Consider the following 26,096-nt stretch of genomic DNA (forward strand, 5'->3'; position numbering starts at 1 on the left):
CGTAGGCATAGCCTCCTCCGATAGCTATGGTCGGCAAGTTTTTTCCTATAGCCATTTTATGTTGCAGGCTGCTTGCCTTTACATTTTGTTGAAGAAGATTGTATTCGTTTGTTGTAGCTAGCGCTGCTTCGGGTGGAGTGTAAAGTCCTTCCGGTCCCTGCGGTAACGTATCTTTCAACGTTGCCGCAACTTCTATGCTGTCTGCCGGATGTCCTATATATTGTGCAAGCATGCTTCGTGACAGTGAAAGCATGTTTTCTGCCTGAATGCGTTTACTTTGTATTTCGTTCTGTCGGAGTTGTACTTGTAATAAATCATTGCGGGTTGTAACACCGGCTTGAACGCTGGTTTCCACATCCTGAAGTAATTGTGTCAGTTGCTTGTCGAGTGTACTGATAGTCTGCAATTTTTCTTTCAGCATTACTACCTGCCAGAAATAATTTTCGACTGTCAGAGTCACCTCGTTTTGCGACTGGCGCTGCTGGAGTCGGTTTACTTCTACATTTACCTTAGCCAGTTTGTTTCCGTTGACTATCTGTCCGCCGGTGAACAGTGGCAGGGTAGCAGAAACATCACCCACAAGTCCGTTTTTCATAAAGGCCATCTGCATTTCGGGTGATAGTCCCATACGTACCAGACTTTTGTCGGCGAGGAACCCGCTTCCCATGGCACTTACCGTGGGAAAGTATTTACTGAAAGCCTCTTGTTTGCTGTGTTCCACCATGCGGAGGTTGTTTTGAGCATTTTTCATGCGTACATTGTTGTCGAGAGCAGCTTCTATACATTCGTCCAGCGAATAGACATGTTGGGCAGAAGCACATAGCGGCAACATACAGCCTGCCGACAGCAGGAATAAAGATATGATGTTTTTTCTTTTCATAATCGTAACTAATTTTTGATAGCTATCTTTTGTTTATTATGTTATTGAAGCTCAAGCTGCTCATTGATAGCGCGTTTACGGGTGGAACCTCTAAACAATAGCATGTACAGAACCGGAAGAACGGTCAGCAGGAAGATCATGGTGATAAGAGTTCCGTAGCAAATAACGGTTCCCATAGGCATCCACAATCCACTTTTGCCCAAAATCATCGGAATGACTCCCATAGAAGCTGCTGCGGAAGTCAGGAAAATCGGTCGCATGCGTCGGCGTGCAGAATGATAAATAGCATCACGTACACATAATTTTTCGGTATTTCGCAACTCTTCGGCATAGTCGATCATAATGATTCCGTTACGGACAATGATTCCCATCAAACTGATAATACCCAGTGTACATGTCATACTGAAGTCAACTCCCTGAATCAAAACACCTATTGCTGTACCGAAAACACAGAATGTCATGCTGCCGAAAATAAGTAATGCAATACTTAGACGGTGGAAATGAGCTATCAGGATAAATAATATCATGACAGCTGCAATGGCGAGTGCTCCCATAATAAGCGGATTTTGGGCACAGTTGCAAATATCCGTGGCTTATTTTTGTAGTATAGGTCTCTATTTTCTTGTTTAATGCTTAAATGTTTATAAGAAGCATTACCTTTGCACTCATGAGTAAGCAATCAGCATTTGACTATAAGATTCTGGCAAGTTACCTTCTTCCCAAAGGCATACTTAAGTTCTTCGACGTTACAGCCGTTAACGAAGACCACACTGGCATTATTGAAGAGACTGGTAATGAGCGCGTCCTTCTTCACATCTATCTTGACGAAAAAGATGCACGGGAAGAAGAGTGGCACGACCTTAAGCCCAATGGTTTCACGGAAAGCCGTCAGGTTAACGACTTTCCTATCCGTGATCACAAGGTCGTTCTTCATGTCAGACGTCGCAGACGGTTAACGGCAGAAGGCAGAAACATAATCCTTGACAGGTACTCGTTGCTTGCTGACAACACCAGCTACTCTAAGGAGTTTGCTGATGTCTTAAAAAAATATTTGGATACCTACCCGATAACGGCCCGCTCGCCGGGGCTATACTTTAAGGTAGATGGCAATAACCTGGAGCGTGCTTACAAGGATCATCTGAGCGGTTTCCGTAATTGGGAACAAGCCAGTCATGCAGAGGACTGGGTGCTGCATCCTAAGAACATAGGCAAACGGCTGGGCATTGACGAGACCATGCTCCACAAGGACCTGATGACATTCTTGACCAACAAAGAAGGGCATGGCAAACGTCACACCTTAATAGCAGCAGTAAAAGGCACTAAGGCATCAGACATTATCAATGTTCTTATGCAGATACCGCAGGAACAGCGAGAGCAGGTCGAGGAAGTCACCATGGACTTCTCTGACAGCATGTTTGCTGTCGTCACAGAAGCCTTTCCCAATGCAGCCATAGTCATTGACTGCTTCCATATCGTCAAACGTTGTATCGAAGCAGTGGAGGAACTCCGCCTCAAAGCTAAACGAGAAGCACAGAAAGCACAAAACAAGGAGAAGGCCATGTTCAAAAAGAAACTTGAACAGCTGGTAAAGAGCCGTAAATACTACCGCAAGAAACATCCAAAGAAATACAAAGGCAAGAAGCGGGGACGCAAGCCACAGAGGTTGAACAAACGCTTCAGACCAACCATGCTTGCCAATGGCGAAACTGTCATAGAACTACTGACAAGAAGCAAGTATCTGCTGAGTGTGAGTGGTGAAAAATGGACTGACAGGCAGAAAACACGTGCAAAGATACTTTTCAGGATGTTCCCAAAGATAAAGGATGCATATACTTTGATTTGTAGCCTAAGAAGCGTGTTTAGCAACAAGTCTATCGACCGGGGTACTGCTAAGGTTAAACTGCATGAGTGGTATCAGAAGGTTTCAGTTTGTACGTTGCGTGAAGTAAAGGCTGCAAGGGATGCCATCAAGTACAAGGAAGAAGAAGTACTAAATTACTTCATAAACAGATCAACCAATGCTCATGCTGAATCTCTTAACTCTAAGTTGAAAGGCTTTAGAGCACAACTACGCGGTGTGCAGGATTTACCTTTCTTTATGTTCAGAGCATCCATAATCTTTGGATAACATGATTATATTGCCACGGACTTATGCAACTGTGCCAGTTTCTCTCGATTAACCATGATGCTTTCGTCAATGATATATGCAAACTTTTTGTCTGTAGGTTTGCTGTCATTCTCATAAGCGGATAATCCAAGTTTCTTCATCCAGTTTTCTACGGTGTTATAGCATGGTACTTTTCCACATTTTCCTTCAAGCACATCATTGAAGATTTCAAGTATCTTCACGACAGTGCGAAGGCCGCAGTTGGTACGAATGTAAATCAATATACAAAGCTGAACAATCAGAAGAGAGTATCTATGTCCGGGAATAGGGTCGATAACAATTTCATTTGTTCTTCGGTCACAGTCACGGTCTTTACGTCTTTTTTTTAAGTTCCTTCCTTGTCTCCTTAAGCTTAGCCTCTTTGGCTGCTTTCTGAGATTTGAGTTTGGCATTTTCTTTACGAAGACGTTTAACCTCTTCTTCCAGGGTTTCTTTATGGGGTTTGAATCTACTTTTTTCATTGCTTTTAGTTCTAAATTATTTAACCAAGATATTAAAAATCAATGAAATACACAAACTTTCAAAGAGCAATTTTGCTTATTAAAGCATTGAATTTAAGAGCACTGAATTAACAATAACGAGGGCGTTTTGTACTACGTTTTTAGGAACGTAGAACTGGACACCCTACAAAATAAAATTATTTTCTGATAGCCTTCGATTCACACCTGAATTGCAAAGGATGTCATTGGAAGATGCATCTTTCTGGCCTTTAAATTCAGAAAAGAAAGTCCCGGTCTATTTTTACATGGCTGATAGAAAAAATTATTTTTCTATCCATCATTCGGAAGTAGACAATATGTCGCTGATAAATAAAGATATCATTAGTCGTTCCTCTGCGATGATTACGAGTTTTGTTTATCTGACTGATAAAGTAATGTGTTCGGAAAAATAATAGTTGCCGCATTGATATAATGAAACAATCTTATGTTTAAACTTATAGATAAAGATAATTGGAAAAGAAAGCCGTATTTTGATCATTATTTCAGTCAGATACGGTGTACATATAGCATTACTGTAAACATAGATATCTCCGGGATTATAGCGTTTAAAAACAAAAGTCGTTCGAAACTTTATCCTCTTCTGATTTATGTATTGACAAAGGCGGTAAATAATCATGAAGAGTTTCGAACAGCAATCAATGACAAAGGGGAGTTGGGAGTGTGGGATACCTTACTGCCGTGTTATACTGTTTTTCATGAGGAGAATGAAACCTTTTCCAATCTGTGGACGGAGTGGAATGATGATCTTATAGTTTTTCTTTCAAACTATGAACGGGATATTGAAATGTTTGGTGGTAATTACGGTATAGATGCCAAACCTGATACGCCAGCTAATACTTTTCCTATATCTTCATTGCCCTAGGCTACGTTTACAGGTTTCAATCTGAATATATTTGCGGATGGAACTTATTTGTTGCCAATCTTTACTTATGGAAAGTACTTTCAGCAAGATGATAAATACCTTATTCCTCTTTCTGCCCAGGTTTACCATGCTGCGTATGACGGGTTTCATGTTTCAAGACTTATTAATGAAATCCAGCAAATATTAATGATATAAGATAGGTTGTTGATAAATATATTTTACTATTATAAAATTAAGAGAATTATGAAGAAAATAAGTTCATTTGTGTTATGTGCTTTGCTGATGTCCTGTTCATTCAGCAAGAATGAGAAAGGCAGTGCTTCTGATACTACAGCGAAAGAAGATATGAATATTACGAAACAGGAGGTTAGTGAAGAAAGCTTCAATAAAGAACTGACGTATCCTGGAAGCAAGATTTCTTTTATGGTAAGTACCAAAGGTGACAGCCTTATAATTCAGCCTTCCGGATTAAGCGTATCCAACGAAACATTGTATCATGATATAACCGGATATACGATTGTAAATGCTGAGATAGGTGATTTGAATGTTGACAGCTATCCGGAGGTATTTATCTATCTGACATCGGATGGTAGTGGAAGCTACGGTAAATTAATTGGATACTCTGTAAACAATGGAAAATCGGTAAGTCAGGTATATTTGCCCGAGATCTCTGAAAACAACGAAGTAAACAAGGGCTATATGGGACATGATGAGATGGCTATCGTGGAAAATACATTTTGCCAACGTTTTCCAGTCTACAAAGAAGGCGACAGTAATGCTAATCCGACTGGCGGAACTCGACAGATACAGTATAAACTGGTAGATGGAGAAAGCGGTAGAATATTGTAAATAGATAAGGTCGTAGAATTTTAGTATGTCTTCTAATTCCTTTTGCATAAAAAATATTGATTATCAATAATATTTGGTTTGAAAAGTACAATGTAATAAATATAATGAACATACCAGCGAATCTATCACTTTCAATATATAGTCAAGTTGGTATATATTAAAGGCAGATATATCTTATATATAAATAAAGCCGTTAGAAAGTTCTTGCTACACAGAAGTGCAGTTCATACTTTCTGGCGGCTTTATTTTTTCCCATTGATAGCATCCGTTTGATGTGCTCTTCTTTGTCATTTCTATCAGTCTGAGTATTAGGTATCATATCACAATAATAAGATCAATTTATCAAATTGAGAAAGTTGGAATAGTATTTTGTATCTGGTTGTATTTATTTAATGTGTTAATATACAGATTGTTATGTAAGCTGTTTTTCCTTTGGCATACCAGTTGTATTGCTAAGAATGAATTTTAAACATAAAAAATGATGGAACTATTTACAATTGGTTTTGCAGTCTGTATGCTAATTGGTATTGGCTGCTTTTGGTTATTTGGGAAATGTATTGATTGGTTTGAAAACATTTAAAGTAAAAAGGAGGAAAGATTTATGTATACGGTATTATTTATTGTAAGCCTTATTATGTTTGGCTATTTAATGTATGTTTTAGTTAAACCGGAAAAATTTTAAATAGAGCAGGAAGAATATTATAATAAGGCTGTCGAATAAAAAATAGTAAAAATATGAATACAGAAATATTAGGTGTAATAGCGCAAATTATTCTAATGGTAGTATTAAGTTATCCATTAGGAAAATATATTGCAAAAGTTTATAAAGGTAGCAAGGTTTGGAGTGATTTCATGAAGCCTGTAGAAAATTTAATTTTCCGGCTTTCAGGAATCAATCCGGAAGAAGAGATGAACTGGAAACAGTTTTTAAGAGCTTTGCTTGTAGTAAATGCTTTCTGGTTTGTATGGGGAATGATTTTGCTTGTTGTGCAAGGCTATTTACCACTAAATCCGGATGGAAATATTGGTCAGACGGCACATCAGGCTTTCAATACTTGTATCTCTTTTATGGTAAACTGTAATGAACAGCATTATAGTGGTGAAACCAACCTTACATATTTCACACAGCTGTTTGTAATTATGTTATTCCAGTTTATAACTGCAGCTACAGGTATGGCTGCTATGGCGGGTATCATGAAAGCTCTTGGTGAAAAGACCACAAAAACTATTGGTAATTTCTGGAAATATCTTGTATTAAGTTGTACCCGTATCCTTCTTCCGTTATCACTTGTAGTTGGTTTTATACTAATTATACAAGGGACTCCAATGGGATTTGATGGAAAGATGGAGATAACAACACTTGAGGGAAATACCCAAAGTATATCACAAGGCCCGGCAGCGGCAATTGTTCCTATCAAACAGTTGGGTACTAATGGCGGAGGTTACTATGGTGTGAACTCTTCACATCCATTGGAAAACCCTACCTATTTGTCTAACATGATAGAATGTTGCTCCATTCTTATTATTCCAATGGCCATGGTATTTGCTTTTGGCTTCTATGTAAACCGTAAAAGATTAGGTTACAGTATTTATGGTGTAATGCTTGTTGCATTCCTAATAGGTGTATGCATCAATGTATCTCAGGAAATGGGGGGTAATCCAAGAATTGATGCAATGGGTATAGCGCAGGACGGTGGAGCTATGGAAGGTAAAGAGATTCGTCTTGGTGCCGGTGCAACAGGTCTTTGGAGTGTCGTTACGACTGTTACATCTAATGGCTCTGTAAACGGTATGCACGATTCTACAATGCCGCTGTCTGGTATGATTGAAATGCTTAATATGCAAATTAATACATGGTTTGGTGGGGTAGGAGTAGGTTGGATGAACTATTTTACATTCATTATCATAGCAGTATTCATAAGTGGATTGATGGTAGGACGTACTCCGGAGTTTATGTGTCATAAAGTTGAAGCAAAAGAAATGAAAATAGCTTCGATAGTAGCACTTCTTCATCCTTTTGTGATACTTGTAGGAACTGCTCTTGCTGCATATCTTTATGTTCATGCTCCTGCATTTGTGGAAAGTGAAGGAGGATGGTTGAATAATCCTGGCTTTCACGGACTTGGAGAAATGTTATATGAGTTTACTTCTTGTGCCGCAAATAATGGTTCAGGCTTTGAGGGGCTTGGTGACAATACCTGGTTCTGGAATGTATCATGTGGTATTGTATTAATATTGAGTAGGTTTATACCTATTATCGGTCAGGTAGCTATAGCAGGTCTTTTGGCACAAAAGAAGTATATACCGGAAAGCGCCGGAACTCTTAAAACAGATACAGTAACTTTCGGAGTGATGACATTTGCTGTTATTTTCATAGTTGCAGCGTTGTCATTCTTCCCTGCACAGGCATTAAGTACAATTGCTGAACATTTTTCATTGTGATTTAAGATAATTAAGTTGAAGTTGACAAGCAGTACAGTTTTATATTAAAGATAACTGATACCCTTGTCAACTTATAAACAAAAAAATTAAGATATGAATTCAAAGAATCAAAATACATCACTGTTTCAAAAGGATCAGGTTATAGAAAGTCTGAAACAGTCATTTGTAAAGCTGAATCCGAAAATAATGATTAAGAACCCGATCATGTTCACTGTAGAAGTTTCAACATTGATTATGTTGTTCGTAACTATATATTCTGCATTCAGCACATCACAAGGTTCATTTGTTTATAACCTATGGGTATTTATAATACTTTTTCTGACATTGTTGTTCGCCAACTTTGCTGAAGCTATAGCTGAAGCTCGTGGTAAGGCTCAGGCTGACAGCTTGCGTAAGACTCGTGAAGAAACACCTGCTAAACTTATTATAAATGGTAATGTGAAGACTGTAAGCAGTTCACAGCTTAAGAAGGGGGATATATTTGAATGTGAGGCAGGTGATGTCATTCCGGCTGATGGTGAAATTATTGAGGGGCTTGCATCAATAGATGAAAGTGCCATTACAGGTGAGTCTGCTCCTGTTATTCGTGAAGCGGGTGGAGACAAGAGTTCTGTAACAGGCGGTACAAAAGTCCTTTCAGATCATATTAAGGTAGTTGTAACAACTCAACCGGGTGAAAGTTTCCTGGATAAGATGATTGCATTGGTAGAAGGGGCAAGCCGTCAGAAGACACCTAATGAAATCGCTCTTACAATTCTTCTTGCTGTATTTACTTTGGTGTTCCTTGTAGTATGTATCACTCTTAAGCCAATGGCAGACTACTCTAATACCGTAATTACCATTGCAGCATTCCTTTCACTTTTTGTTTGTTTGATACCTACTACAATCGGTGGTTTGCTTTCTGCAATTGGTATTGCCGGAATGGACCGTGCACTACGCGCAAATGTAATCACTAAATCAGGTAAAGCTGTTGAAACGGCCGGTGATATAGATACACTTCTTCTTGACAAAACTGGAACCATAACAATCGGTAACCGTAAAGCTACTGATTTTTATCCGGTAGCAGGTCTTGACAAACGTAGTTTTATAGAAGCATGTATGTTGTCTTCTGCCTCTGATGATACACCGGAAGGAAAATCTATTATAGAGTTAGGACGTGAACAAGGGTTACGTATGCGTAATTTGAACACAGAAGGAGCTCATATGATCAAGTTTACGGCTGAGACAAAATGCTCAGGTATAAACTTAAAGGATGGAACTCAAATCAGAAAAGGAGCATTTGATGCAATACGCAGAATCGTAAACGAAGCGGGCAACAAATTCCCTAAAGAAACTGAAGATATAATTAAGATAATTACAAGTAATGGTGGTACTCCGTTAGTTGTTTGTGTCAATAAGGAAATAGCTGGTGTAATTGAGCTGCAAGATATTATCAAACCAGGCATAGAGGAACGTTTTGAACGTCTGCGTAAGATGGGTGTGAAAACGGTAATGGTTACAGGTGATAATCCTCTGACCGCAAAGTATATTGCTGAGAAAGCCGGTGTCGATGATTTTATAGCGGAAGCCAAACCGGAAGATAAGATGAATTATATAAAAAAGGAACAGGCTGCCGGTAAATTAGTTGCTATGATGGGTGACGGAACAAACGATGCTCCGGCTCTTGCACAGGCGAATGTAGGTGTAGCAATGAACAGTGGAACTCAGGCGGCAAAAGAGGCCGGCAATATGGTTGACCTGGATAATGATCCGACAAAACTTATTGAAATTGTTGAGATAGGTAAACAGTTACTTATGACTCGTGGTACTCTTACTACATTCTCTATTGCAAATGATGTAGCCAAATACTTTGCTATCATTCCTGCATTGTTTATGATTTCTGTTCCACAACTGGGAGCACTTAATATAATGGGATTACATAGTCCTGAAAGTGCTATTCTTTCTGCTATCATATTTAATGCAATCATAATACCAATCCTAATACCTTTGGCTCTTAAAGGTGTTGAATACAAACCTATAGGGGCAAGCGCCTTACTCCGTCGTAACCTGCTTATATATGGTGTAGGTGGTATTATTGCTCCATTTGTTGGTATTAAATTAATAGACTTATTTGTTGGATTATTCTTCTAATAAAATCAAAAAAAACAGTTATGAAAAATTTAATGAAATCTATCCGAGTCACATTGGTGTTTTGTGCGTTTTTTTCGGTATGTTATATATTAGTATTATGGATTTTTGCACAGTTTGCAGCACCCGGCGAGGGAGGTAATGCTGAAACTGTAAATCTTAATGGTAAAGTTGTAGGAGTGGCAAACGTAGGACAAGTCTTTACTAAAGATGTATTCTTTTGGGGCAGACCTTCATGTGCCGGCGATGGATACGATGGTACAAGTTCAGCGGGCAGTAACAAAGGGGTGACCAATGAAGAATATCTTGCAGAGGTAGAAGCAAGAGTTGATACATTCCTTATTCATCATCCCTATTTAAAACGCGAAGATGTTCCTGCTGAAATGGTAACAGCAAGTGCTTCTGGTCTTGATCCTAATATTACTCCTGAATGTGCATATGTACAGGTTAAACGCGTTGCTGATGCAAGGGGAATGAATGAATCAGATGTTAAAGCTATCGTTGATAAAATGATAGAAAAGCCACTGCTTGGATTGTTCGGTCCTGCAAAAATTAATGTGTTGAAACTGAACGTAGCTTTGGAAGAGATAAATCCAACAGTTAACAGATAATCAGTAAATATCTATAAATCTATAACTGTCTTTTCTCCTGACATGTGTTTCTGTGTCTGCAAGAGATTGTAGATGCAGAAATGCGGGAGAAAGATTAGTTGTAAAAACAACTTATACGTTGTAATTCAAAAATAAAACAAGAATATATTTAAGCAAAATTTTATTTCAATAGATTATGAGAAAGATTATAAAAACATTAGCAGTCGCTATGGGCACAGCTATATTATTATTCCCAACTAAGACTTATGCTCAGGACAAATTTACAGTTAACGGTAAGGCTGATTTTGTTTCTGATTATATATGGCGTGGAGCAGATCAGAACTCAGGCTTTTCAGTACAGCCATCTTTAACCTTGGGATATGCAGGCTTTAGTATAAATGTATGGGGTAGTCAAACATTAAGTAGATGGAATGTTGAAACACCAGCCAAAGAGTTTGATATAAATTTGAGTTATTCATTAAATAATTTCTCTGTGACAGTATCGGATTATTGGTGGTCCGGAGTGAATCAGCCCTATGGTCATTATAAAGATTCTCATTTTTTTGAAGGAACCTTGGCTTATTGCTTTGGAGAGTCTTTTCCTTTAACTCTTTCATGGAGTACAATGTTTGCCGGAGCTGATAAAAACGAAGAAGGAAAACTTCAAGGTTCTACCTATATCAATGCTTCGTATCCAATCTCATTACCAGCGGATATCACTCTTACTCCTGCAATAGGTTTTACACCTTGGAAAGGATATTATCATAATAAAGCTGCTTTTACAGACATATCGTTAAAGGCTAATAAGGACATAAAAGTAACAGACAATTTCTCTATTCCTGTATTTGTACAAGCGATAGTGGCTCCAGTCTATGATAGAACATATCTTGTAGCAGGATTTAGCTTGGGGTTTTAAATTAATATAGACGTTTACATCCCTTTATAGCTAATTATAATAATCAATGTCACCCTTCTCATTATGGGAATTTATATATCTCATAATGAGAAGGGTGACGTTTCTTTATACATAGTACATACTTATAACATCTTATTAATTAACGAATTACAATTCACTTAATTCATGTGGCATACGATTTGCCTATAAGTTTACAAAAGATGTTATATATGGAAGAAACTTATCGAACAAATTCTTTTTTATTCAAAAACAAGAAAGAAGGACTAATTAATTTTAGAACAGTTTCCTATATTTTAGGTATACTGGTTTTGGTTGAAGCTGGGCTATTTGCAATCTGCGCTGGTATATCAGCTTTTTATCATGAAAATAGCTATATCTACTTTATCTGGACAATGTTAATGAATATTGGCATTGGCGGAATAATGGTACTAGCCGGTAATCGTAGATGTAATAATATTTCAAGACGTGATGGATATTGTATCGTCAGTATTTCCTGGATATTATTTACGCTTTTGGGTATGTTACCATTCTATTTAAGTGGATACATACCATCTATTACTGATGCTTTTTTCGAAACCATGTCAGGTTTCACAACAACTGGAGCTACAATATTAAATAATATAGAATCATTACCTCATGGACTGCTCTTTTGGCGTAGTTTTACACAATGGATTGGAGGTCTTGGTATAGTTCTTTTTACCATAGCATTGCTTCCATTATTTAGTGGTAGTAGCCAGCAGCTTTTCTTGTCTGAGGCAACAGGAGTGACACATGATAAAATCCATCCTAAAATTAAGGTCATGGCACGCTGCCTGTGGCTTATTTATATCGGACTAACTTTATTGGAGGTTGTATTATTGATGTTGGGTGGAATGAATTTGTTTGACGCATTGTGCCAGGCGTTTGCTACTACGGCAACAGGTGGTTTCTCTACCAAACAAGATAGCATATCTTATTGGAACTCACCGTATATAGAGTATGTTATATCTATATTTATGATTTTATCAGGTATAAATTTTTCTTTATATTATTTTGCCTTGAATGGGAAATATAAGAAATTATTAAAGGATGGAGAATTACACTGGTTTCTGGCGTCTATAGCAATTCTTTCTGTAATAATAGCATTTGCTTTAGTTATAACAGATTATTATGATATCGAAACTGCATTTCGTAAGGCTTTATTTCAGGTAGCTACTACTCATACATCGTGTGGGTTTGCAACAGATGATTATAATTTATGGCCACCATTTACATGGATGCTTCTTATCTGGGCTATGATATCCGGTGGCTGTACCGGTTCAACCAGTGGTGGTGTTAAAAATTTACGTTTATTAATCATGTTTCAGAATATAAGGAACCAGTTCAGGCAAATGTTGCATTCGAGAGCTGTTCTGCCAGTTCATATTAATAACGGTCAAGTTCCAGTACAAACATCGGCATTAGTATATACATTTTTTGTTACATACTTAATATGCATATTTATAGGCTGGACATTGCTGATGTGCTTTGGAGTTGGTTTGACGGAATCATTTAGTACTGTTATATCTGCAATAGGTAATGTCGGACCAGGACTGGGAGCTTTTGGACCGGTCTTTTCATGGGCTGCTCTGCCAGATGCGGCAAAATGGATTCTTTCGGCTCTCATGCTTGTTGGGCGACTGGAAATTTTTGGTGTGTTGCTTTTGTTTGATAAGCGTTTCTGGACTGACTATTAATACAAAGCAATAAAATCATTTTAAATTTGTAAACTTGGTGCTGAATACTAAATCTTACACAAATAAAATGGCAACTAAAGAAGAAAATGTACGTCATTTCTTAAGTCTTATAAAACGCTCACAAAGAGGTGCTTTTAAAATCTATATCGGGATGATTGCCGGTGTTGGTAAAACATATAAAATGTTGCAGGAAGCTCATGAAATGTTGGATAATGGAATTGATGTACAAATAGGTTATGTTGAAACACATGGACGTGCCGGTACAGAAGCACAGTTAAAGGGATTGCCTGTTATTCCTCGTAAGAAGATATTTTACAAGGGAAAAGAGCTTGAAGAAATGGATTTGGATGCTATTCTTCAGTTGCATCCAGAGTTGGTAATAGTTGATGAACTTGCACATACCAACGTAGGTGGTTGCCGAAATGAGAAGCGCTGGCAAGACGTAATGGATCTTTTAGAGGCTGGCATTAATGTTATATCTGCTGTTAATATTCAACATATTGAGAGCCTGAATGAGGATATTAAAGGTATAGCCGGAATTGAAGTAAAGGAACGTATTCCTGATAAGGTTTTAGAGGAAGCGGATGAGGTTGTCAATATTGACTTGACAGCTGAGGAACTTATCAATCGCTTAAAAGCCGGGAAAATATATAAGACGGAGAAAATACAAACCGCTCTTAGTAATTTTTTCAAGACAGAAAATATTCTTCAATTACGAGAATTAGCTCTTAAGGAGGTTGCATTCAGGGTTGAGAAGAAAGTTGAAACAGAAGTAATTCCGGAAGAAAAAGCGATTCATAGGGAATTGTACCTTGCATGTATAAGCAGTAACGAGAAAACGCCGAGACATATCATACGTCGTACCGCAAGGCTCGCATCCCGGTACAATACCGATTTTATAGCTTTATATGTTCAAACGCCTTCTGAAAGTCCGGACAGGATAAATTTGTCTGTTCAGAGGCATTTACTAAACCATTTTAAACTAGTAACCGAACTGGGGGGTGAATTGGTACAAGTTGCATCACCCGATATTATACAGGCTATTATTGATGTATGTCATGAACGCCATATTACAACAGTTTGCATGGGACAGCCGACTTTAACTTGGAGTAAGATCTTTAAGATGCATCGTTATGGATATTTTCTTAGAAATCTTTCAGAAATGGATATAAAATTGATTATCTTTCCGCAATAAAAAATGTGTTATGAATATTAAGACAAAATTGACACTGGTAATAGGAGCACTGGTTGCTATGATTGTGCTTCTGGTTTCACTTTCTATTGTAAACTTGCAAATCTTAACGGCTACAGAGCCCAATAGTCCTGCTGCAGGTCCCGGGTTGCAACGTGCATTACTTTGGATTTCGACTATTGGAGGTTTTTGTATTGTAATCGGTATTTTCATGCTGGCAGTTCTTCCTTCTTATTTCAATAAACCGATCAAAAAGATTATCGACGGAATAAAAGATATAGCCAATCATAATTATGATTGCAGACTAAATCTGGAAAGTCATGAATTTAAGGAAGTTTCTGAGAATTTCAATCGAATGGCAAAGCGATTGTCCGATTACCATTCGAGTACCCTGGTGCAAATAAAGGCTGCAAAAAATTATATGGAAGCCATTATTAATAGTGTAAAAGAACCTATTATAGGCTTGAATAATGAACTGACTATTTTGTTTATAAATGATGAGGCCTTGAATGTCCTGAATCTAAAGCGTGAAGAAGTTTTACAAAAATCGGCTCAGGATATTTCCTTGAGAAATGATTTGTTGAGAAGACTCATACGTGAGCTTATGGATTCACAAAAAGAAAACAAAGTTGGCAAAACGGAGCCTTTAAAAATATATGCCGACAACAAGGAAAGCTATTTTCAGATGAAATATATGCAAATTAATAAACCAGGAAACAATAATTCCGGCTCTATAAACGAGGGATACGTTATTATGCTTAAAAATATCACAGAGTTTAAGGAGCTGGATTCTGCCAAGACCACTTTCATTTCGACAATATCACACGAGCTGAAGACACCTATTTCGGCAATTATGATGAGTTTGCAATTGCTCGAAGACAGTAGGGTAGGTGATTTGAATGATGAGCAAAAAGAATTGGCGCAAAGCATTCAGGACAACAGTGAACGTTTGCTTAATATTACTGGTGAACTGCTTAATATGACGCAAGTTGAGTCTGGAAAGTTACAGCTCAAGCCCCGTATAACAAAACCAATAGAATTGATAGAATATGCCATAAAAGCCAATCGGGTGCAAGCTGAAAAGTTCAACATACAAATAGAAGTACAATATCCGGAAAATAAGATCGGTAAATTATTTGTAGACAGTGAAAAAATAGCTTGGGTATTAACCAATCTGCTTTCGAATGCGATTCGCTATTCTCCTGAAAATGGCCGTATAATTATCGGTGTCCGTCAAACTGATGATAATTATATTGAAATGTATGTTCGTGATTTTGGTAAGGGCATAGATCCACGTTATCATCAGAGTATTTTTGATCATTATTTCCGAGTACCTGGTACAAAGGTTCAAGGTAGTGGACTGGGATTATCAATTTCGAAGGATTTTGTAGAAGCACATGGTGGTACTTTAACCGTAGAGAGTGAAGTTGGAAAAGGAAGTTGCTTTACATTACGATTGAAAGCATAATCATTAGATTTGTCAATTCTTATTTCTTATTATCAGTGTCCGATAAACATATTAAATAGGTTGATTATCAGTATTATCTTTATGAATAAGCTTTCTTGTTAAAGTTGATGTCTAATTTTATGTATATCAACAAGTTATTGATGACTTAAAAAGTTTTATCGGACAACAATGATTTCTTATAAAACCGTTTATAAGCATATCAGACGAATGCTTATAAACGGTTAATTTTATTTTATACACTTATTTTATATGCTTCAATTTTACGATAAAGAGTCGCCAGTCCTATTTTTAAAAGACGCGCGGTTTCTGTTTTGTTCCCATTGGTATATTGCAATACTTTGATAATATGCATTCGTTCGATTTCCGCCAGTTCAAAACTATCTTTCATCGGTGAAACATCTGACTTACGTTTCTGTAAGTCGAGAGGCAAATCTTCGAATGTTATTTGCTCTTCGCATACGATTGAACATCTTTCTATAACATTTCTAAGTTCCCTGACATTTCCTTTCCACTCTGCTTTTTTTAATATATTAAGCACTTCTGGGGTTATTCCTGTAATTCTCTTTTTAAGTTTATTGGCAAATTTCTCCAAGAACATATATGACAGACTTTCAATGTCGTCTTTTCTCTCTCGCAGCGGAGGTAAGTTTATTTGAAAAACGGATAATCGGAAATATAAATCTTCACGGAAATTACCATTTTCTATTTCTTTCTTTAAGTCCCTGTTTGTGGCTGATATAATTCTGACATCTACTTTTGTTGGTTTAGTGTCACCTATTTTTATATACTCTCCAGTTTCCAGAACACGTAGAAGCCTTGCCTGGAGGTCAAAAGCCATTTCTCCTATTTCATCTAAAAAAATGGTCCCATGATTAGCTACTTCAAATAGTCCCTTTTTATCCTTTAAGGCACCTGTAAAAGCGCCGGCTTTATAGCCAAATAGTTCGCTTTCCAGCAAGTCTTTACTAAAAGCCGAACAGTTTATATCTACAATTGGCAGTGCAGCTCTTTCGCTGGTCTGATGAATGGCATGCGCAAAGACCTCTTTTCCTGTTCCTGTTTCTCCGGTCAGCAATACAGCTGCATCTGTTTTGGAAACTTTCTGTGCCAATGTTATAGCCTGTTTAAGTTCTTTTGATTTTCCAACAATAGAGTCAAAAGAGTATGCTATAGAGGTCGTTTTTTTACCTTTCTTTTTTTCAGTTTCATCGACTGCACGATTTATCGTAGGGATAATTTTACGGTTATCATCCCCCTTGGTGATGTAGTCAAACGCTCCATTCTTGATAGCTTGTACACCATCTTCAATATTTCCATGCGCGGTTAATAATATTATGGCGGCATCGCTGGAATATTTTTTGATTTCAAAAATGAAATCGACTCCATTTCCATCAGGTAAGAATACGTCGCAAAGAATCACGTCATACTGTTGCTTGCGTAATTGTTGCAATGCATTGCTACAACAACTCGCTGTGGATATTTTATAACCTTCTAATTCTATAATCCTCGCTAATAATTTACGAATAGGTTCTTCATCATCTATTACTAGAATTTGTACCATACTACTATGATTTTTGCAAGTTTTTTATGATAAAATAGGTTTATATTTCTCGTTTCTTTTGATGACCGCAAACATTCTGGCTACAATTTTGGCTCTTAACGCATTGATTACAGACATCTTGTTCTTGCCTTCGGCGACTTTTCTTTCGTAATACTTCTTCAGCTCGCCTCCGACCCGGTGTGTTACCGCTACGGCAGCTAAGTGGAGAAGTCTTTTCATCACCTTATCTGCCCGATGCGACACTCTTGCTTTTGAGTGTTGGGAACTTCCGGAAGAATAAGAGAATGGAGCAACTCCGGCATAACAATTGAACTTCCTCGGATCATAAAAACGGGTAAATGCTTCCGTGGCGATTATCATGTTGGTTGCTACCACACGCCCTACGCCATCTATGGACATCAGCAATTCTTGCTGTCTGAACAATACAGGACAGGAAGCTATCACTTCATCCATCTCGTCCGTAATGGCTTGTATGGCTTCCTTCAAGTCATCCATCAATGCCTGCAAACGCTTCATCTTGCGTTCATACAGAGCTTTGGGCATATAGTCTTTCTGGTCTTTCATCTGTCCTTTATATTTGGTCAAATCCGTCACATACAGAGTACGTTCGGATTCAAGTTGTTTTAACCTTTCAATATCCTCTGTGGGATGCTCGTAATAGCGCACCTTATCCTGAAATCGGCTGGCATAGATAGCAATACGCTTGGCATCCACCTTGTCATTCTTCCCCCCCCTGTACACCGGAGGAGTATTTGATTTCCGCTGCATTTTCAAGCCAAAGCTTGCATTCTACAGTTTTACAGGCACAAGCCAAAGGGAACGTATATTGACCGGTGTGCTCTGCACAGACAGGCATTCGGGTGTTGTCTATTCCGTAATCTTCTTCAAAATGATGCAGCAACGACATTATTGCACTTTGATGGTTGGCAGTTTCTTCTTCATGCACAACCTTTCCTTCAAACATCACGCAGAAGTCTAACTTCTTTTTCGACACGTTCACACCGATAAAATAAAAATTTTCCATACTTTTGTCTTTTAATGATTTAGGAAAGAAAGGGCTTGAACTTAACCTAACTACCTTAACAATGGATGTTAACCTACTATCCGGGTCTGGGTTCAAACAAGCAGGAAGTCCGCTTATGAAAATGGAACTTGTTCTTTCCGTATTGATTGCCGGTTCACTTCCTGCATTCTTTCTTTGCTTTACAAATTTATCCTTTCTATTTTATCTGTAATCCTCGGATGCAAATCTAAGGTGTTGATTGATTTTTATACATCTTTATTAGGTACAAAGATACTATTTTATCTGTTGGCGGAATTAAAATAGCGCATATTTAACTCTGCCAATAGGCTTTTCATTTTTGTAGTTAATATCATTAGTGTCCCGTTAAAATCGGGACGAATTAAATATTAATCAAACAACCCCGGGAAAAGGGGATTTAATTGCTCTTTGACATCATTGAAATTAGTCTTATTGAACAACTCTTGTAAAGGTGTTTTATCCGTTAATGAAATGCTCAAAATCTGTAGGACCTCATAGGTCGAACGGCTTAAGTGCAAATCATGTTGGATAATAGCTACCAAACAATAAGTGATAATAGCCACACTTATCTGAATACGGACTGCGTTTTCTGTGGTGCCCCAGAACCTTTTGATTTTAAGGTGCTGCTTCAACCATTTGAAGAACAGTTCTACAAGCCATCTCTTTTTATAGAGATTAGCTACATCAAGTGCAGATATATGTTTGGCATTTGTCAGGAAGGTAAATTCACGATCATCTTCTTCATCATAGAACCTGATAATCCTGAATGATTCCGGATACTTCTTTTCAGAGGTATATCCTGATAATTTCACTTCAGCATCAGATAGTATATTCTTTGGTAGTCTGCGTTTCCATTTGCAGAACTTAAATTTAAGATTCGACTTGGCTCTTACGACAAAGAAAGAGCCAGTAAGATGAATCCGATATAGTTCCTTAAACGAATCATACGCTCTATCAAAAATATAGTATGCATTTGGTTCATAATGAATTGCAGACATTGCTGTTGAGTCATGTTTTGAAGCTGTGGTTACTGTAAAAAAAGCCGGAACCTGAGCCTCAATGTCATAAAGGACATGTGCCTTGACTCCACCTTTTTTACTTCGAAATTTAGCCCAAGGAAATGTTGCCAAACATAACGGAATGGTGGTTGAATCAAAAGCGTACTTCTTTCCTTCGATATCCAGAATATGAGTAGCTCGTTTATCACTGGCTTCTTTCATCATGAAGAATGCAAAATCTTCAAAGATTCTGTAATCCCTATTTTGGTTAGCTGATGCAAGTGTGGTTTTGGCCAAGGGTTCACGACCCAATCCCAAATGATAACACTTGGCTTGATGTGCTTCCAATGCAACAATCAGGTCGCGTAGGCTCTCACGATTGCTTAGCTGTCCGAACATCATAGCAAGAAGCTGGTTCCAGCAAGTGAAATGTTTGACGTAACGATTTCCATCGTATTTGTCCACGATTCTTCTGAATTTATTGTTGTTCAAAAACTCTACCAATTGAGCGAAAACATATTTGTCTTGATTCATTTGAAGCCATTTGATTTGGTTTCAAAGGTACAATTTCAAATCGTCGCGCTTTACAAATAGAGTATAATAAGCTATATTTCAGTTATTTCAAAGAACTATTTATCCACTTTTACGGGACAGTAATGACATCTTATAATAAAGTCAATGGCAAATATACGTGTGAAGATATTGATCTGACTGAGAATATTCTGCGTGATGAATGGGGATTCAAGGGAGTGGTAATGTCCGACTGGAATGCAGGGACGGATGCCGTTACTTCCATGAAGGCTGGAAATGATATGTTACAGCCTGGACAAGAACGCCAATATAAGGCTATTTTGGAAGCTGTGCAAAACGGTACCCTGGATGAAGCTATTTTAAACCGTAATGTAAAGCGCATATTAGAATTAGTAGTAAAGTGTCATACTTTTGAAAACTATAAATATGCTAACGAAACAGATTTGAAAGCCCATGCAATCATTGACCGCACGATAGGTGCTGAAGGTATTGTCTTGTTGGATAACCGGAGTGCACTGCCTTTGACAGCCAATGTAAAGACTATTGCTCTTTATGGAACAACATCTTATGATATGGTTCCTGCTGGTATGGGATTCGGTAGTACAGGTGTTGGCTACTATTGTGTTTCTTTGGTTGAGGGAATGCGTAATGCAGGATACACTGTAGATGCTGATCTAATAAAGAAATACAAAAAACATTTGTTTGATGAGCAAAAACGTCTTTATCCTAATGGAAAACCTCCTTTCTCACTGACTCCTCTCAAACGTGCAGAAGAGTTTGTTCCGACGAGTGACGAATTATCAGCACAAGTTAAGAATAACGATGTCGCTATTATTACTTTAGGACGGACTAGCGGTGAAGCTTCCGACAGACGTGTGGAAGAGTTCTATCTAAAAGAAAATGAATCAGCTCTTATTAAACAGGTTGCAGAAGCTTATCGTGCAGCCGGAAAGAAAGTTATTGTTATTCTGAATATTTGTAGTCCGGTAGAAACAGCTTCCTGGAAGAATATGGTTGATGCTGTAATTTGTGCTTTCCAGCCAGGTCAGGAGGTTGGTAACTGTGTTGCAGATGTATTGACAGGTAAAGTAAATCCTTCAGGACATTTGCCGATGACTTTTGCTATAAAATATGGGGATGCACCGTCTGATTCTAATTTCCCTTATGATTATGAATTTAAAATGCCTTCGTTTGCAATGGGAAGTGGTATGAACTTCGAATCAAAAGAAAAGGAAGAAAAGCCCAAAGAAGCTGTTCGTAATGTTGACTTTACGGATTATGAGGAAGGTATTTATGTAGGCTATCGTTATTTTGAAACTTTTGATAAGGAAGTATCTTATCCTTTTGGTCACGGTTTGTCATATACAACGTTTAGTTTTGAAATTGTGTCATCTGATATTAATGGTGATAATTGTGAAATGAAGGTTGCAGTGAAGAATACGGGTAATTGTGCTGGAAAGGAATCTGTACAGGTATATGTTAAAGCTCCGGCGGGTGGACTTGAGAAGCCAGCTAAAGAATTGAAGGCTTTTGCCAAAACAAAACTGTTACAGCCGGGTGAATCGGAGGTTGTAACCTTGTCGTGGAAGTTGATGGATATGGCTTCGCTTAATGAAAAGAGCAGTTCATGGGAATTACCTAAAGGAACATATCAATGGATGGTAGGAGCTTCATCGGCTGATGTACGCTGTACGGTAACTCAGAAAGTGTCAAAGGCTCAGAAAGTAAAAGTTCATAATGCCATGATACCTCCATACAAGATAGCTCAACATGATATGGTAAAACGATGAAAAGAGGTTTGTTACATATAGTCATCTGCGTTTCCCTTTGGGGAGCGTCGATGGCTTCATGTGCCCAAAATCTTGTTGTTGACGTAGAAGGTGGACAGATCGAAGGCGTAATAGATCAAGAGGGTATAGTTGTCTACAAGGGCATTCCTTATGCAGCTCCTCCTGTGGGAGAGTTACGTTGGAAGCATCCGCAACCGGTACGGCCGTGGCAGGGAGTGAAGGCGTGTAAACAGTTTGGAGATGCATCTTTTCAAGGTGGACAAATTGAGGGTTCTTTTTATTGGAAAGAGTTTTATCAGGATGGTAATCCTGAAATGAGTGAAGACTGTCTGTATTTAAACATATGGACACCGGCATCGGGAAAGAAAAATGCTCATTTGCCGGTTATGGTCTGGATTCATGGAGGTGCCTTTCAGAATGGTTTCGGACATGAAATCGAATTTGATGGTGATGCATATGCAAAGAAAGGCATTATATTGGTTACTTTAAACTATCGCTTGGGGATGTGTGGTTTCCTGTCTCATCCGTTGCTGACAGCAGAAAACTCAGGAAAGGGTTCTGGAAATTATGGATTGTTCGATCAGCTTGCTGCATTGAAATGGATAAAACGTAATATCGAAGTTTTTGGAGGGGATCCGAATAATGTTACGGTTTTCGGACAGAGTGCAGGAGCGGGTAGTGTACAAGCTTTGATATCTTCACCGCTTGCGAAAGGCTATGTACAGCGTGCCATTATACAGAGTGGTGGAGGATTGGAAGGTATTATTTCTACGAAGTCGTTGCAGGAAGCTGAAACGATGGGGAAAGCCATGTGGGATGCGTCGGGATATGATACATTGGAGCAAATGCGTACTTGTCCGGTAGAGCATTTTCAGGAAGTGATGATGAACTACATGAAAGTGCAGAAAACTTTTAATGGTATGCCTTATTCTCCTTGTGTGGATGGGGAGCTCTTAGAATCGTCTGTATATGATGTGGCATTGCAGAATAAGGAACTGGATATTCCTTATATGATTGGATATACGTCGGAAGACATTGCACCAGATCAAATGAAGCAGGCTGCTGTAAACTGGAGTTTGTTGCTTGAGCGTCAGGGGCGGTGTCCGGTCTATGTATATTGCTTTAGCCGCGATTTACCTGGCGAAGATATGTCTGCTCCCAAAGGTGGTTTTGGTGATATGAAAGGTGCATTTCATTCTAGTGAGCTATGGTATATGTTTGGGACACTTGATAAATGTTGGCGCCCAATGGAAAAAGCTGATTATGAACTGAGTGAACGTATGGTTTCTTATTGGACTAATTTTGCTAAAACAGGTAATCCCAATGGAGTAGGCTTGCCTGAATGGAAACCTTGTACTAAGGTGGATAAACATATACAAAAGTTAGATGTGAAGTAAATTAAGGTTATATATCACTGGAAATACTGAATATGGTAAAGTCTGTTGTCTATTCTGGATAAGGAAAATTAAACAAACCTTCCCTTTGGAGTGAAGTTATGTTAATAATTTTATATCTTTGTATAAATCAGACTTTATCCATGAATATAATACGTAGCCAGATCATTGCATTGTTGTTGCTTATATCAGGAGTTGTCTTATTGGGTGGTGGTGTTTTGGGATTCTATTCTTTGTATGCTATATCTCATCGGTATGAACATACTACTGGAATTATTCGAACATTGCAAACCAAAAAGATTTATCGGTATCGAAAAATAAGGTATAAGAAAGAGATGCAAATAGCATATTCTACTGATAAATATGGTGATTTATTTGCTACCAGAATCAGCTATTGGCCATTGAGGAGTGTAGGAGACAAGGTATCTGTTTGGTATCATCCTCATCGTCCGCATGAAATTCGTTTACCGGAATCAGAATGTATGCTTTGGGGACTTTTAGTGGCGTCGGGCTTCATATGTATGTGTGGAAGCGTTGTTTTCTGGAAAACATCTAAAACAGCTGATAAAAGCGAAGGATAACCATTTTTATAATTTATATATGAAGAACAAGAAGTTTTTAAAATTAGTTGTTTTGCTGGTATGTATTGCCTTCTCATCTCATGCAATGGCTCAGTTTGACCTTAAAAAAGCGATTAGTGGGGCTGTAAAGATGGCTCAGGCAGTAACTCTGACAGATGAACAGATGAGTGAGTATGTAAAGGAATATATTACATGGATGGATGCTCATAATCAAGTTTGCGCAGATGATAATGCATATACGCTTCGTTTGAAAAAGTTGACAGAAGGGTTAGGTGATGCAGATGGTATTCCATTGAATTTTAAAGTATATTATGTGAAGGATGTAAATGCTTTTGCTTGTGCAGATGGAAGTGTACGTGTTTTTTTCATCTTTGATGGATATAATGAGTGATGAAGAGCTGCTGGGCGTGATTGGTCATGAAATAGGCCATGTTGCACATCGTGATTCCAAAAAAGGCTTTCGTACAGCTTTGCTTACTTCTGCTTTAAAGGACGGTGTTGCTTCTCAAGGGGGTAAGCTAGCTGAGTTGACTGATTCTCAGTTAGGAAGTTTAACGGAAGCTTTAGTAAATGCTAGATATTCTCAGAAACAAGAATGTGAAGCCGATGATTATGGATATGAGTTTTTGAAAAAGGCTGGTAAAAATCCTTGGTCCATGGCACTTTCATTTCAAAAATTAAAAGAACTGCAAGGGCAAAGCGGTGATCAGTTGTCTAGTAAATTGAATCAGTTGTTTTCTACTCATCCTGATTTGGATTTAAGAATTAAACGAATGGAAGAACGTGCTACTAATGAGGGTATTGAAAAAACAGTGATAAAATAGATAGGTATATTCTGTAAATAAGATAAAATTAGTCAACTAATTCATATGTAAAGTGCTATGAATTAGTTGGCTTTTTATTTCTTCAGATAATGAAGTTTGCTTGTTTAAACAGGGAAAATATCTAAATTCAAATGCAGTAAAATACAAAAGTCCTATATTATGGTATATCAATTAACTTGTGTGTCTGAAGGCTAAGCCTCCACTGTGGATGTTCCTTGATGTAGGCTATTACATCATTGGTATTTTGTCCGGAACATGGTTGCAGAAAGTGATGCTTTGCGGGTAGCTTAAGGTAGGGAGATACATCTTGGCCTACATATACCACTTTCACTTCGTCTATGTGATGTAATTTTAGTGTTGTTCCTTCCTTGGGTGAACAAGTAACCCAATCGATATCTTCCGGTAAAACACAAGTACCATTAGTTTCTATTGCGATATATTTCCCCGCTGCATGTAATGCTTTTGTCAGTTGACTGTCAATTGATAGCCCAGGTTCTCCGCCTGTAAGAATTACCATCTGGCATGGGTAGGTACATACTTCCGCTATGATTTCATCGTCTGTCATCATTCGGAATTCTTCATGTTGTGTATCGCAGAAGCTGCATTTCAGGTTACATCCCGAGAATCGAACAAAAACAGCAGGAGTTCCTGTATGAAATCCTTCTCCTTGCAAGCTGTAGAAAATTTCGTTAATCTTTCTCATAAATAGCTGTATTACCTTCCGATTCTTTTACCTCTACTTTGAAACAATGGGGAACTTGGTTGCATATCCAGCAGGCAATATTTTCTGCTGTAGGATTGAAAGGCAATATATCATTCAGATTGTTATGATCTAATTGTTTTTCTACTGCCTGTTTGATGTGAGTAAAATCTACAACCATACCGTTTTCATCAAGTTCTTTCGAGCGGCAATATACGGTTATAATCCAGTTGTGACCGTGAAGCTTCTCGCATTTGCTCGGATAAGATAGTTTTAGCGAGTGTGAGGCTGAAATTTCCATCCTTTTGATTACTGTGTACATAGTAAATACATTAGTTTGATTAATACAAATTTGCTTCTGCTTAATGTCACCTCGGCAGTTATAGTACAAAGATAGCAAATTTTTAAGGATTTTTTATCATAACCGATTGCTACATTTGTGATTTTATAGAGATAGAAATCTCAATAGGTGAGAAACCTTTTTGGGTTTGCTTTACTTTTTCTTATGAAAAAGAGAATGGCAAATGAACTTCTTATCATTGTTTAATCATTTTAAATTAGACATTGGGAAGTCCTTTTAAATATGATATATCTTTCTGTGTATTAGATAGATGAATCGAATTTTGCGACCACTTTTGAAAAAATGGGAAAATGGTCGCAAATTAGTCACAAAATATCCTCTTTTTAGCCCATTTTCAAGGATAATCAGCACTTCTTAATCTTAGAAAAATAAACTCAAATAAAGTGATATTCAGCTTTAATTCAGTATCTACCTACAACTATTTACAAGAAGAAAAAGCAAGCAAAAAGTAATAGGAAATTATCTTTTATTTATGGGGTATATATAAAATAAAAATCCCCATAACTCATGGAGTTACAGGGATTTATTATCGTATGCTCGGCATGAGTATTAGCTAACGGGTGCAAGTCCCCAATGAGCCCTAATAGCGGGAATCATACAGCCAAA

The 26,096-nt window shown here is 37.8% G+C and carries 19 protein-coding genes and 4 pseudogenes; 15 read left to right on the forward strand and 8 right to left on the reverse strand.

Going from position 1 to position 26,096, the window contains the following annotated elements; genetic code table 11:
* The coding region (locus BACCOP_RS09665; RefSeq protein ID WP_007568664.1) for a TolC family protein at positions 1-880 on the reverse strand (880 nt) is incomplete at its 3' end.
* Positions 881-921: 41 nt separating this feature from the next.
* Positions 922-1,443, reverse strand: a pseudogene (locus BACCOP_RS09670) (efflux RND transporter permease subunit); the annotation flags it as partial.
* Between the two features lie 104 nt (positions 1,444-1,547).
* On the opposite strand from BACCOP_RS09670, the gene BACCOP_RS09675 reads away from it, so the two are divergent.
* Complete coding sequence (locus BACCOP_RS09675) at positions 1,548-3,008, forward strand: ISAon1 family transposase N-terminal region protein (RefSeq protein WP_227994726.1); 1,461 nt, start codon at positions 1,548-1,550, stop codon at positions 3,006-3,008.
* A 5-nt stretch (positions 3,009-3,013) separates the two neighbouring features.
* Here BACCOP_RS09675 and BACCOP_RS09680 read toward each other — a convergent pair whose 3' ends face one another.
* Positions 3,014-3,508: a hypothetical protein gene (locus BACCOP_RS09680; protein ID WP_007568670.1), complete on the reverse strand. Its 495-nt coding sequence runs from the start codon at positions 3,506-3,508 to the stop codon at positions 3,014-3,016.
* Between the two features lie 463 nt (positions 3,509-3,971).
* On the opposite strand from BACCOP_RS09680, the pseudogene catA reads away from it, so the two are divergent.
* The 10 genes and pseudogenes from catA (at position 3,972) to BACCOP_RS09730 (ending at position 15,708) form a co-directional block, all read left to right on the forward strand.
* A pseudogene (gene catA / locus BACCOP_RS09690) lies at positions 3,972-4,604 on the forward strand (type A chloramphenicol O-acetyltransferase).
* A gap of 48 nt (positions 4,605-4,652) precedes the next feature.
* Positions 4,653-5,258, forward strand: coding sequence for a PliI family lysozyme inhibitor of I-type lysozyme (locus BACCOP_RS09695; RefSeq protein WP_007568678.1), 606 nt, complete (start codon positions 4,653-4,655; stop codon positions 5,256-5,258).
* 601 nt (positions 5,259-5,859) lie between these two features.
* Positions 5,860-5,940 carry a potassium-transporting ATPase subunit F gene (locus BACCOP_RS21305; RefSeq protein WP_081446902.1) on the forward strand — a complete coding sequence of 27 codons (81 nt, stop codon included), beginning with the start codon at positions 5,860-5,862 and terminating at the stop codon, positions 5,938-5,940.
* Between the two features lie 53 nt (positions 5,941-5,993).
* Positions 5,994-7,700: a potassium-transporting ATPase subunit KdpA gene (gene kdpA / locus BACCOP_RS09700; RefSeq protein WP_007568682.1), complete on the forward strand. Its 1,707-nt coding sequence runs from the start codon at positions 5,994-5,996 to the stop codon at positions 7,698-7,700.
* 93 nt (positions 7,701-7,793) lie between these two features.
* Positions 7,794-9,830: a potassium-transporting ATPase subunit KdpB gene (kdpB, locus tag BACCOP_RS09705; RefSeq protein WP_007568684.1), complete on the forward strand. Its 2,037-nt coding sequence runs from the start codon at positions 7,794-7,796 to the stop codon at positions 9,828-9,830.
* Between the two features lie 20 nt (positions 9,831-9,850).
* On the forward strand, positions 9,851-10,438 hold the full coding sequence (locus tag BACCOP_RS09710) for a K(+)-transporting ATPase subunit C (protein ID WP_007568686.1): 588 nt from the start codon (positions 9,851-9,853) through the stop codon (positions 10,436-10,438).
* Between the two features lie 175 nt (positions 10,439-10,613).
* Positions 10,614-11,333: a TorF family putative porin gene (locus BACCOP_RS09715; RefSeq protein WP_007568688.1), complete on the forward strand. Its 720-nt coding sequence runs from the start codon at positions 10,614-10,616 to the stop codon at positions 11,331-11,333.
* Positions 11,334-11,542: 209 nt separating this feature from the next.
* Entirely contained in the window at positions 11,543-13,048 is a 1,506-nt protein-coding gene (locus BACCOP_RS09720) for a TrkH family potassium uptake protein (protein ID WP_040312000.1), read from the forward strand.
* Between the two features lie 67 nt (positions 13,049-13,115).
* Entirely contained in the window at positions 13,116-14,243 is a 1,128-nt protein-coding gene (locus tag BACCOP_RS09725) for a hypothetical protein (RefSeq protein ID WP_007568692.1), read from the forward strand.
* A 10-nt stretch (positions 14,244-14,253) separates the two neighbouring features.
* A complete protein-coding gene (locus tag BACCOP_RS09730; protein ID WP_007568694.1) occupies positions 14,254-15,708 on the forward strand; it encodes a HAMP domain-containing sensor histidine kinase in 1,455 nt (484 codons plus the stop codon).
* Between the two features lie 232 nt (positions 15,709-15,940).
* On the opposite strand, the gene BACCOP_RS09735 is transcribed toward BACCOP_RS09730, so the two are convergent.
* The 3 genes and pseudogenes from BACCOP_RS09735 to BACCOP_RS09745 form a co-directional block, all read right to left on the reverse strand.
* On the reverse strand, positions 15,941-17,269 hold the full coding sequence (locus BACCOP_RS09735) for a sigma-54-dependent transcriptional regulator (protein WP_007568696.1): 1,329 nt from the start codon (positions 17,267-17,269) through the stop codon (positions 15,941-15,943).
* Positions 17,270-17,293: 24 nt separating this feature from the next.
* Positions 17,294-18,293 (reverse strand): annotated as a pseudogene (locus BACCOP_RS09740) (IS110 family RNA-guided transposase).
* 386 nt (positions 18,294-18,679) lie between these two features.
* Positions 18,680-19,843 (reverse strand): IS4 family transposase, encoded by a 1,164-nt coding sequence (locus BACCOP_RS09745; RefSeq protein ID WP_007564783.1) that lies wholly within the window; start codon positions 19,841-19,843, stop codon positions 18,680-18,682.
* Positions 19,844-19,875: 32 nt separating this feature from the next.
* Here BACCOP_RS09745 and BACCOP_RS09750 point away from each other — a divergent pair, with 32 nt between their 5' ends.
* From BACCOP_RS09750 to BACCOP_RS09765, 4 genes and pseudogenes are all read left to right on the forward strand, one after another.
* On the forward strand, positions 19,876-21,630 hold the full coding sequence (locus BACCOP_RS09750; protein ID WP_317618160.1) for a glycoside hydrolase family 3 C-terminal domain-containing protein: 1,755 nt from the start codon (positions 19,876-19,878) through the stop codon (positions 21,628-21,630).
* A complete protein-coding gene (locus tag BACCOP_RS09755) occupies positions 21,627-23,027 on the forward strand; it encodes a carboxylesterase/lipase family protein (RefSeq protein ID WP_007568706.1) in 1,401 nt (466 codons plus the stop codon). The genes BACCOP_RS09750 and BACCOP_RS09755 overlap by 4 nt, the downstream gene beginning before the upstream one ends.
* A gap of 140 nt (positions 23,028-23,167) precedes the next feature.
* Positions 23,168-23,605 carry a DUF3592 domain-containing protein gene (locus BACCOP_RS09760; RefSeq protein ID WP_007568708.1) on the forward strand — a complete coding sequence of 146 codons (438 nt, stop codon included), beginning with the start codon at positions 23,168-23,170 and terminating at the stop codon, positions 23,603-23,605.
* A gap of 19 nt (positions 23,606-23,624) precedes the next feature.
* A pseudogene (locus BACCOP_RS09765) lies at positions 23,625-24,429 on the forward strand (M48 family metallopeptidase).
* Between the two features lie 157 nt (positions 24,430-24,586).
* Here the strand turns inward: BACCOP_RS09765 and BACCOP_RS09770 are convergent.
* Positions 24,587-25,132 (reverse strand): 7-carboxy-7-deazaguanine synthase QueE, encoded by a 546-nt coding sequence (locus tag BACCOP_RS09770; protein WP_007568714.1) that lies wholly within the window; start codon positions 25,130-25,132, stop codon positions 24,587-24,589.
* Complete coding sequence (gene queD / locus BACCOP_RS09775; protein ID WP_007568716.1) at positions 25,119-25,451, reverse strand: 6-carboxytetrahydropterin synthase QueD; 333 nt, start codon at positions 25,449-25,451, stop codon at positions 25,119-25,121. The genes BACCOP_RS09770 and queD overlap by 14 nt, the downstream gene beginning before the upstream one ends.
* Positions 25,452-26,096: the final 645 nt, after the last annotated feature.

Origin of the sequence: Phocaeicola coprocola DSM 17136 (assembly GCF_000154845.1) — a bacterium.
GTDB classification, from domain to species: Bacteria; Bacteroidota; Bacteroidia; order Bacteroidales; family Bacteroidaceae; genus Phocaeicola; species Phocaeicola coprocola.

What these genes read in the sequence shown, in the direction of transcription:
- kdpA (WP_007568682.1), top strand. Translation starts at nt 5,994, where the DNA reads ATGAATACAGAAATATTAGGTGTAATAGCGCAAATTATTCTAATGGTA.
- queD (WP_007568716.1), bottom strand. Translation starts at nt 25,451, where the DNA reads ATGTACACAGTAATCAAAAGGATGGAAATTTCAGCCTCACACTCGCTA.
- BACCOP_RS09725 (WP_007568692.1), top strand. Translation starts at nt 13,116, where the DNA reads ATGGCAACTAAAGAAGAAAATGTACGTCATTTCTTAAGTCTTATAAAA.
- kdpB (WP_007568684.1), top strand. Translation starts at nt 7,794, where the DNA reads ATGAATTCAAAGAATCAAAATACATCACTGTTTCAAAAGGATCAGGTT.
- BACCOP_RS09730 (WP_007568694.1), top strand. Translation starts at nt 14,254, where the DNA reads ATGAATATTAAGACAAAATTGACACTGGTAATAGGAGCACTGGTTGCT.
- BACCOP_RS21305 (WP_081446902.1), top strand. Translation starts at nt 5,860, where the DNA reads ATGTATACGGTATTATTTATTGTAAGCCTTATTATGTTTGGCTATTTA.
- BACCOP_RS09735 (WP_007568696.1), bottom strand. Translation starts at nt 17,269, where the DNA reads ATGGTACAAATTCTAGTAATAGATGATGAAGAACCTATTCGTAAATTA.
- BACCOP_RS09755 (WP_007568706.1), top strand. Translation starts at nt 21,627, where the DNA reads ATGAAAAGAGGTTTGTTACATATAGTCATCTGCGTTTCCCTTTGGGGA.
- BACCOP_RS09720 (WP_040312000.1), top strand. Translation starts at nt 11,543, where the DNA reads ATGGAAGAAACTTATCGAACAAATTCTTTTTTATTCAAAAACAAGAAA.
- BACCOP_RS09710 (WP_007568686.1), top strand. Translation starts at nt 9,851, where the DNA reads ATGAAAAATTTAATGAAATCTATCCGAGTCACATTGGTGTTTTGTGCG.
- BACCOP_RS09675 (WP_227994726.1), top strand. Translation starts at nt 1,548, where the DNA reads ATGAGTAAGCAATCAGCATTTGACTATAAGATTCTGGCAAGTTACCTT.
- BACCOP_RS09770 (WP_007568714.1), bottom strand. Translation starts at nt 25,132, where the DNA reads ATGAGAAAGATTAACGAAATTTTCTACAGCTTGCAAGGAGAAGGATTT.
- BACCOP_RS09680 (WP_007568670.1), bottom strand. Translation starts at nt 3,508, where the DNA reads ATGAAAAAAGTAGATTCAAACCCCATAAAGAAACCCTGGAAGAAGAGG.
- BACCOP_RS09695 (WP_007568678.1), top strand. Translation starts at nt 4,653, where the DNA reads ATGAAGAAAATAAGTTCATTTGTGTTATGTGCTTTGCTGATGTCCTGT.
- BACCOP_RS09760 (WP_007568708.1), top strand. Translation starts at nt 23,168, where the DNA reads ATGAATATAATACGTAGCCAGATCATTGCATTGTTGTTGCTTATATCA.
- BACCOP_RS09745 (WP_007564783.1), bottom strand. Translation starts at nt 19,843, where the DNA reads ATGAATCAAGACAAATATGTTTTCGCTCAATTGGTAGAGTTTTTGAAC.
- BACCOP_RS09715 (WP_007568688.1), top strand. Translation starts at nt 10,614, where the DNA reads ATGAGAAAGATTATAAAAACATTAGCAGTCGCTATGGGCACAGCTATA.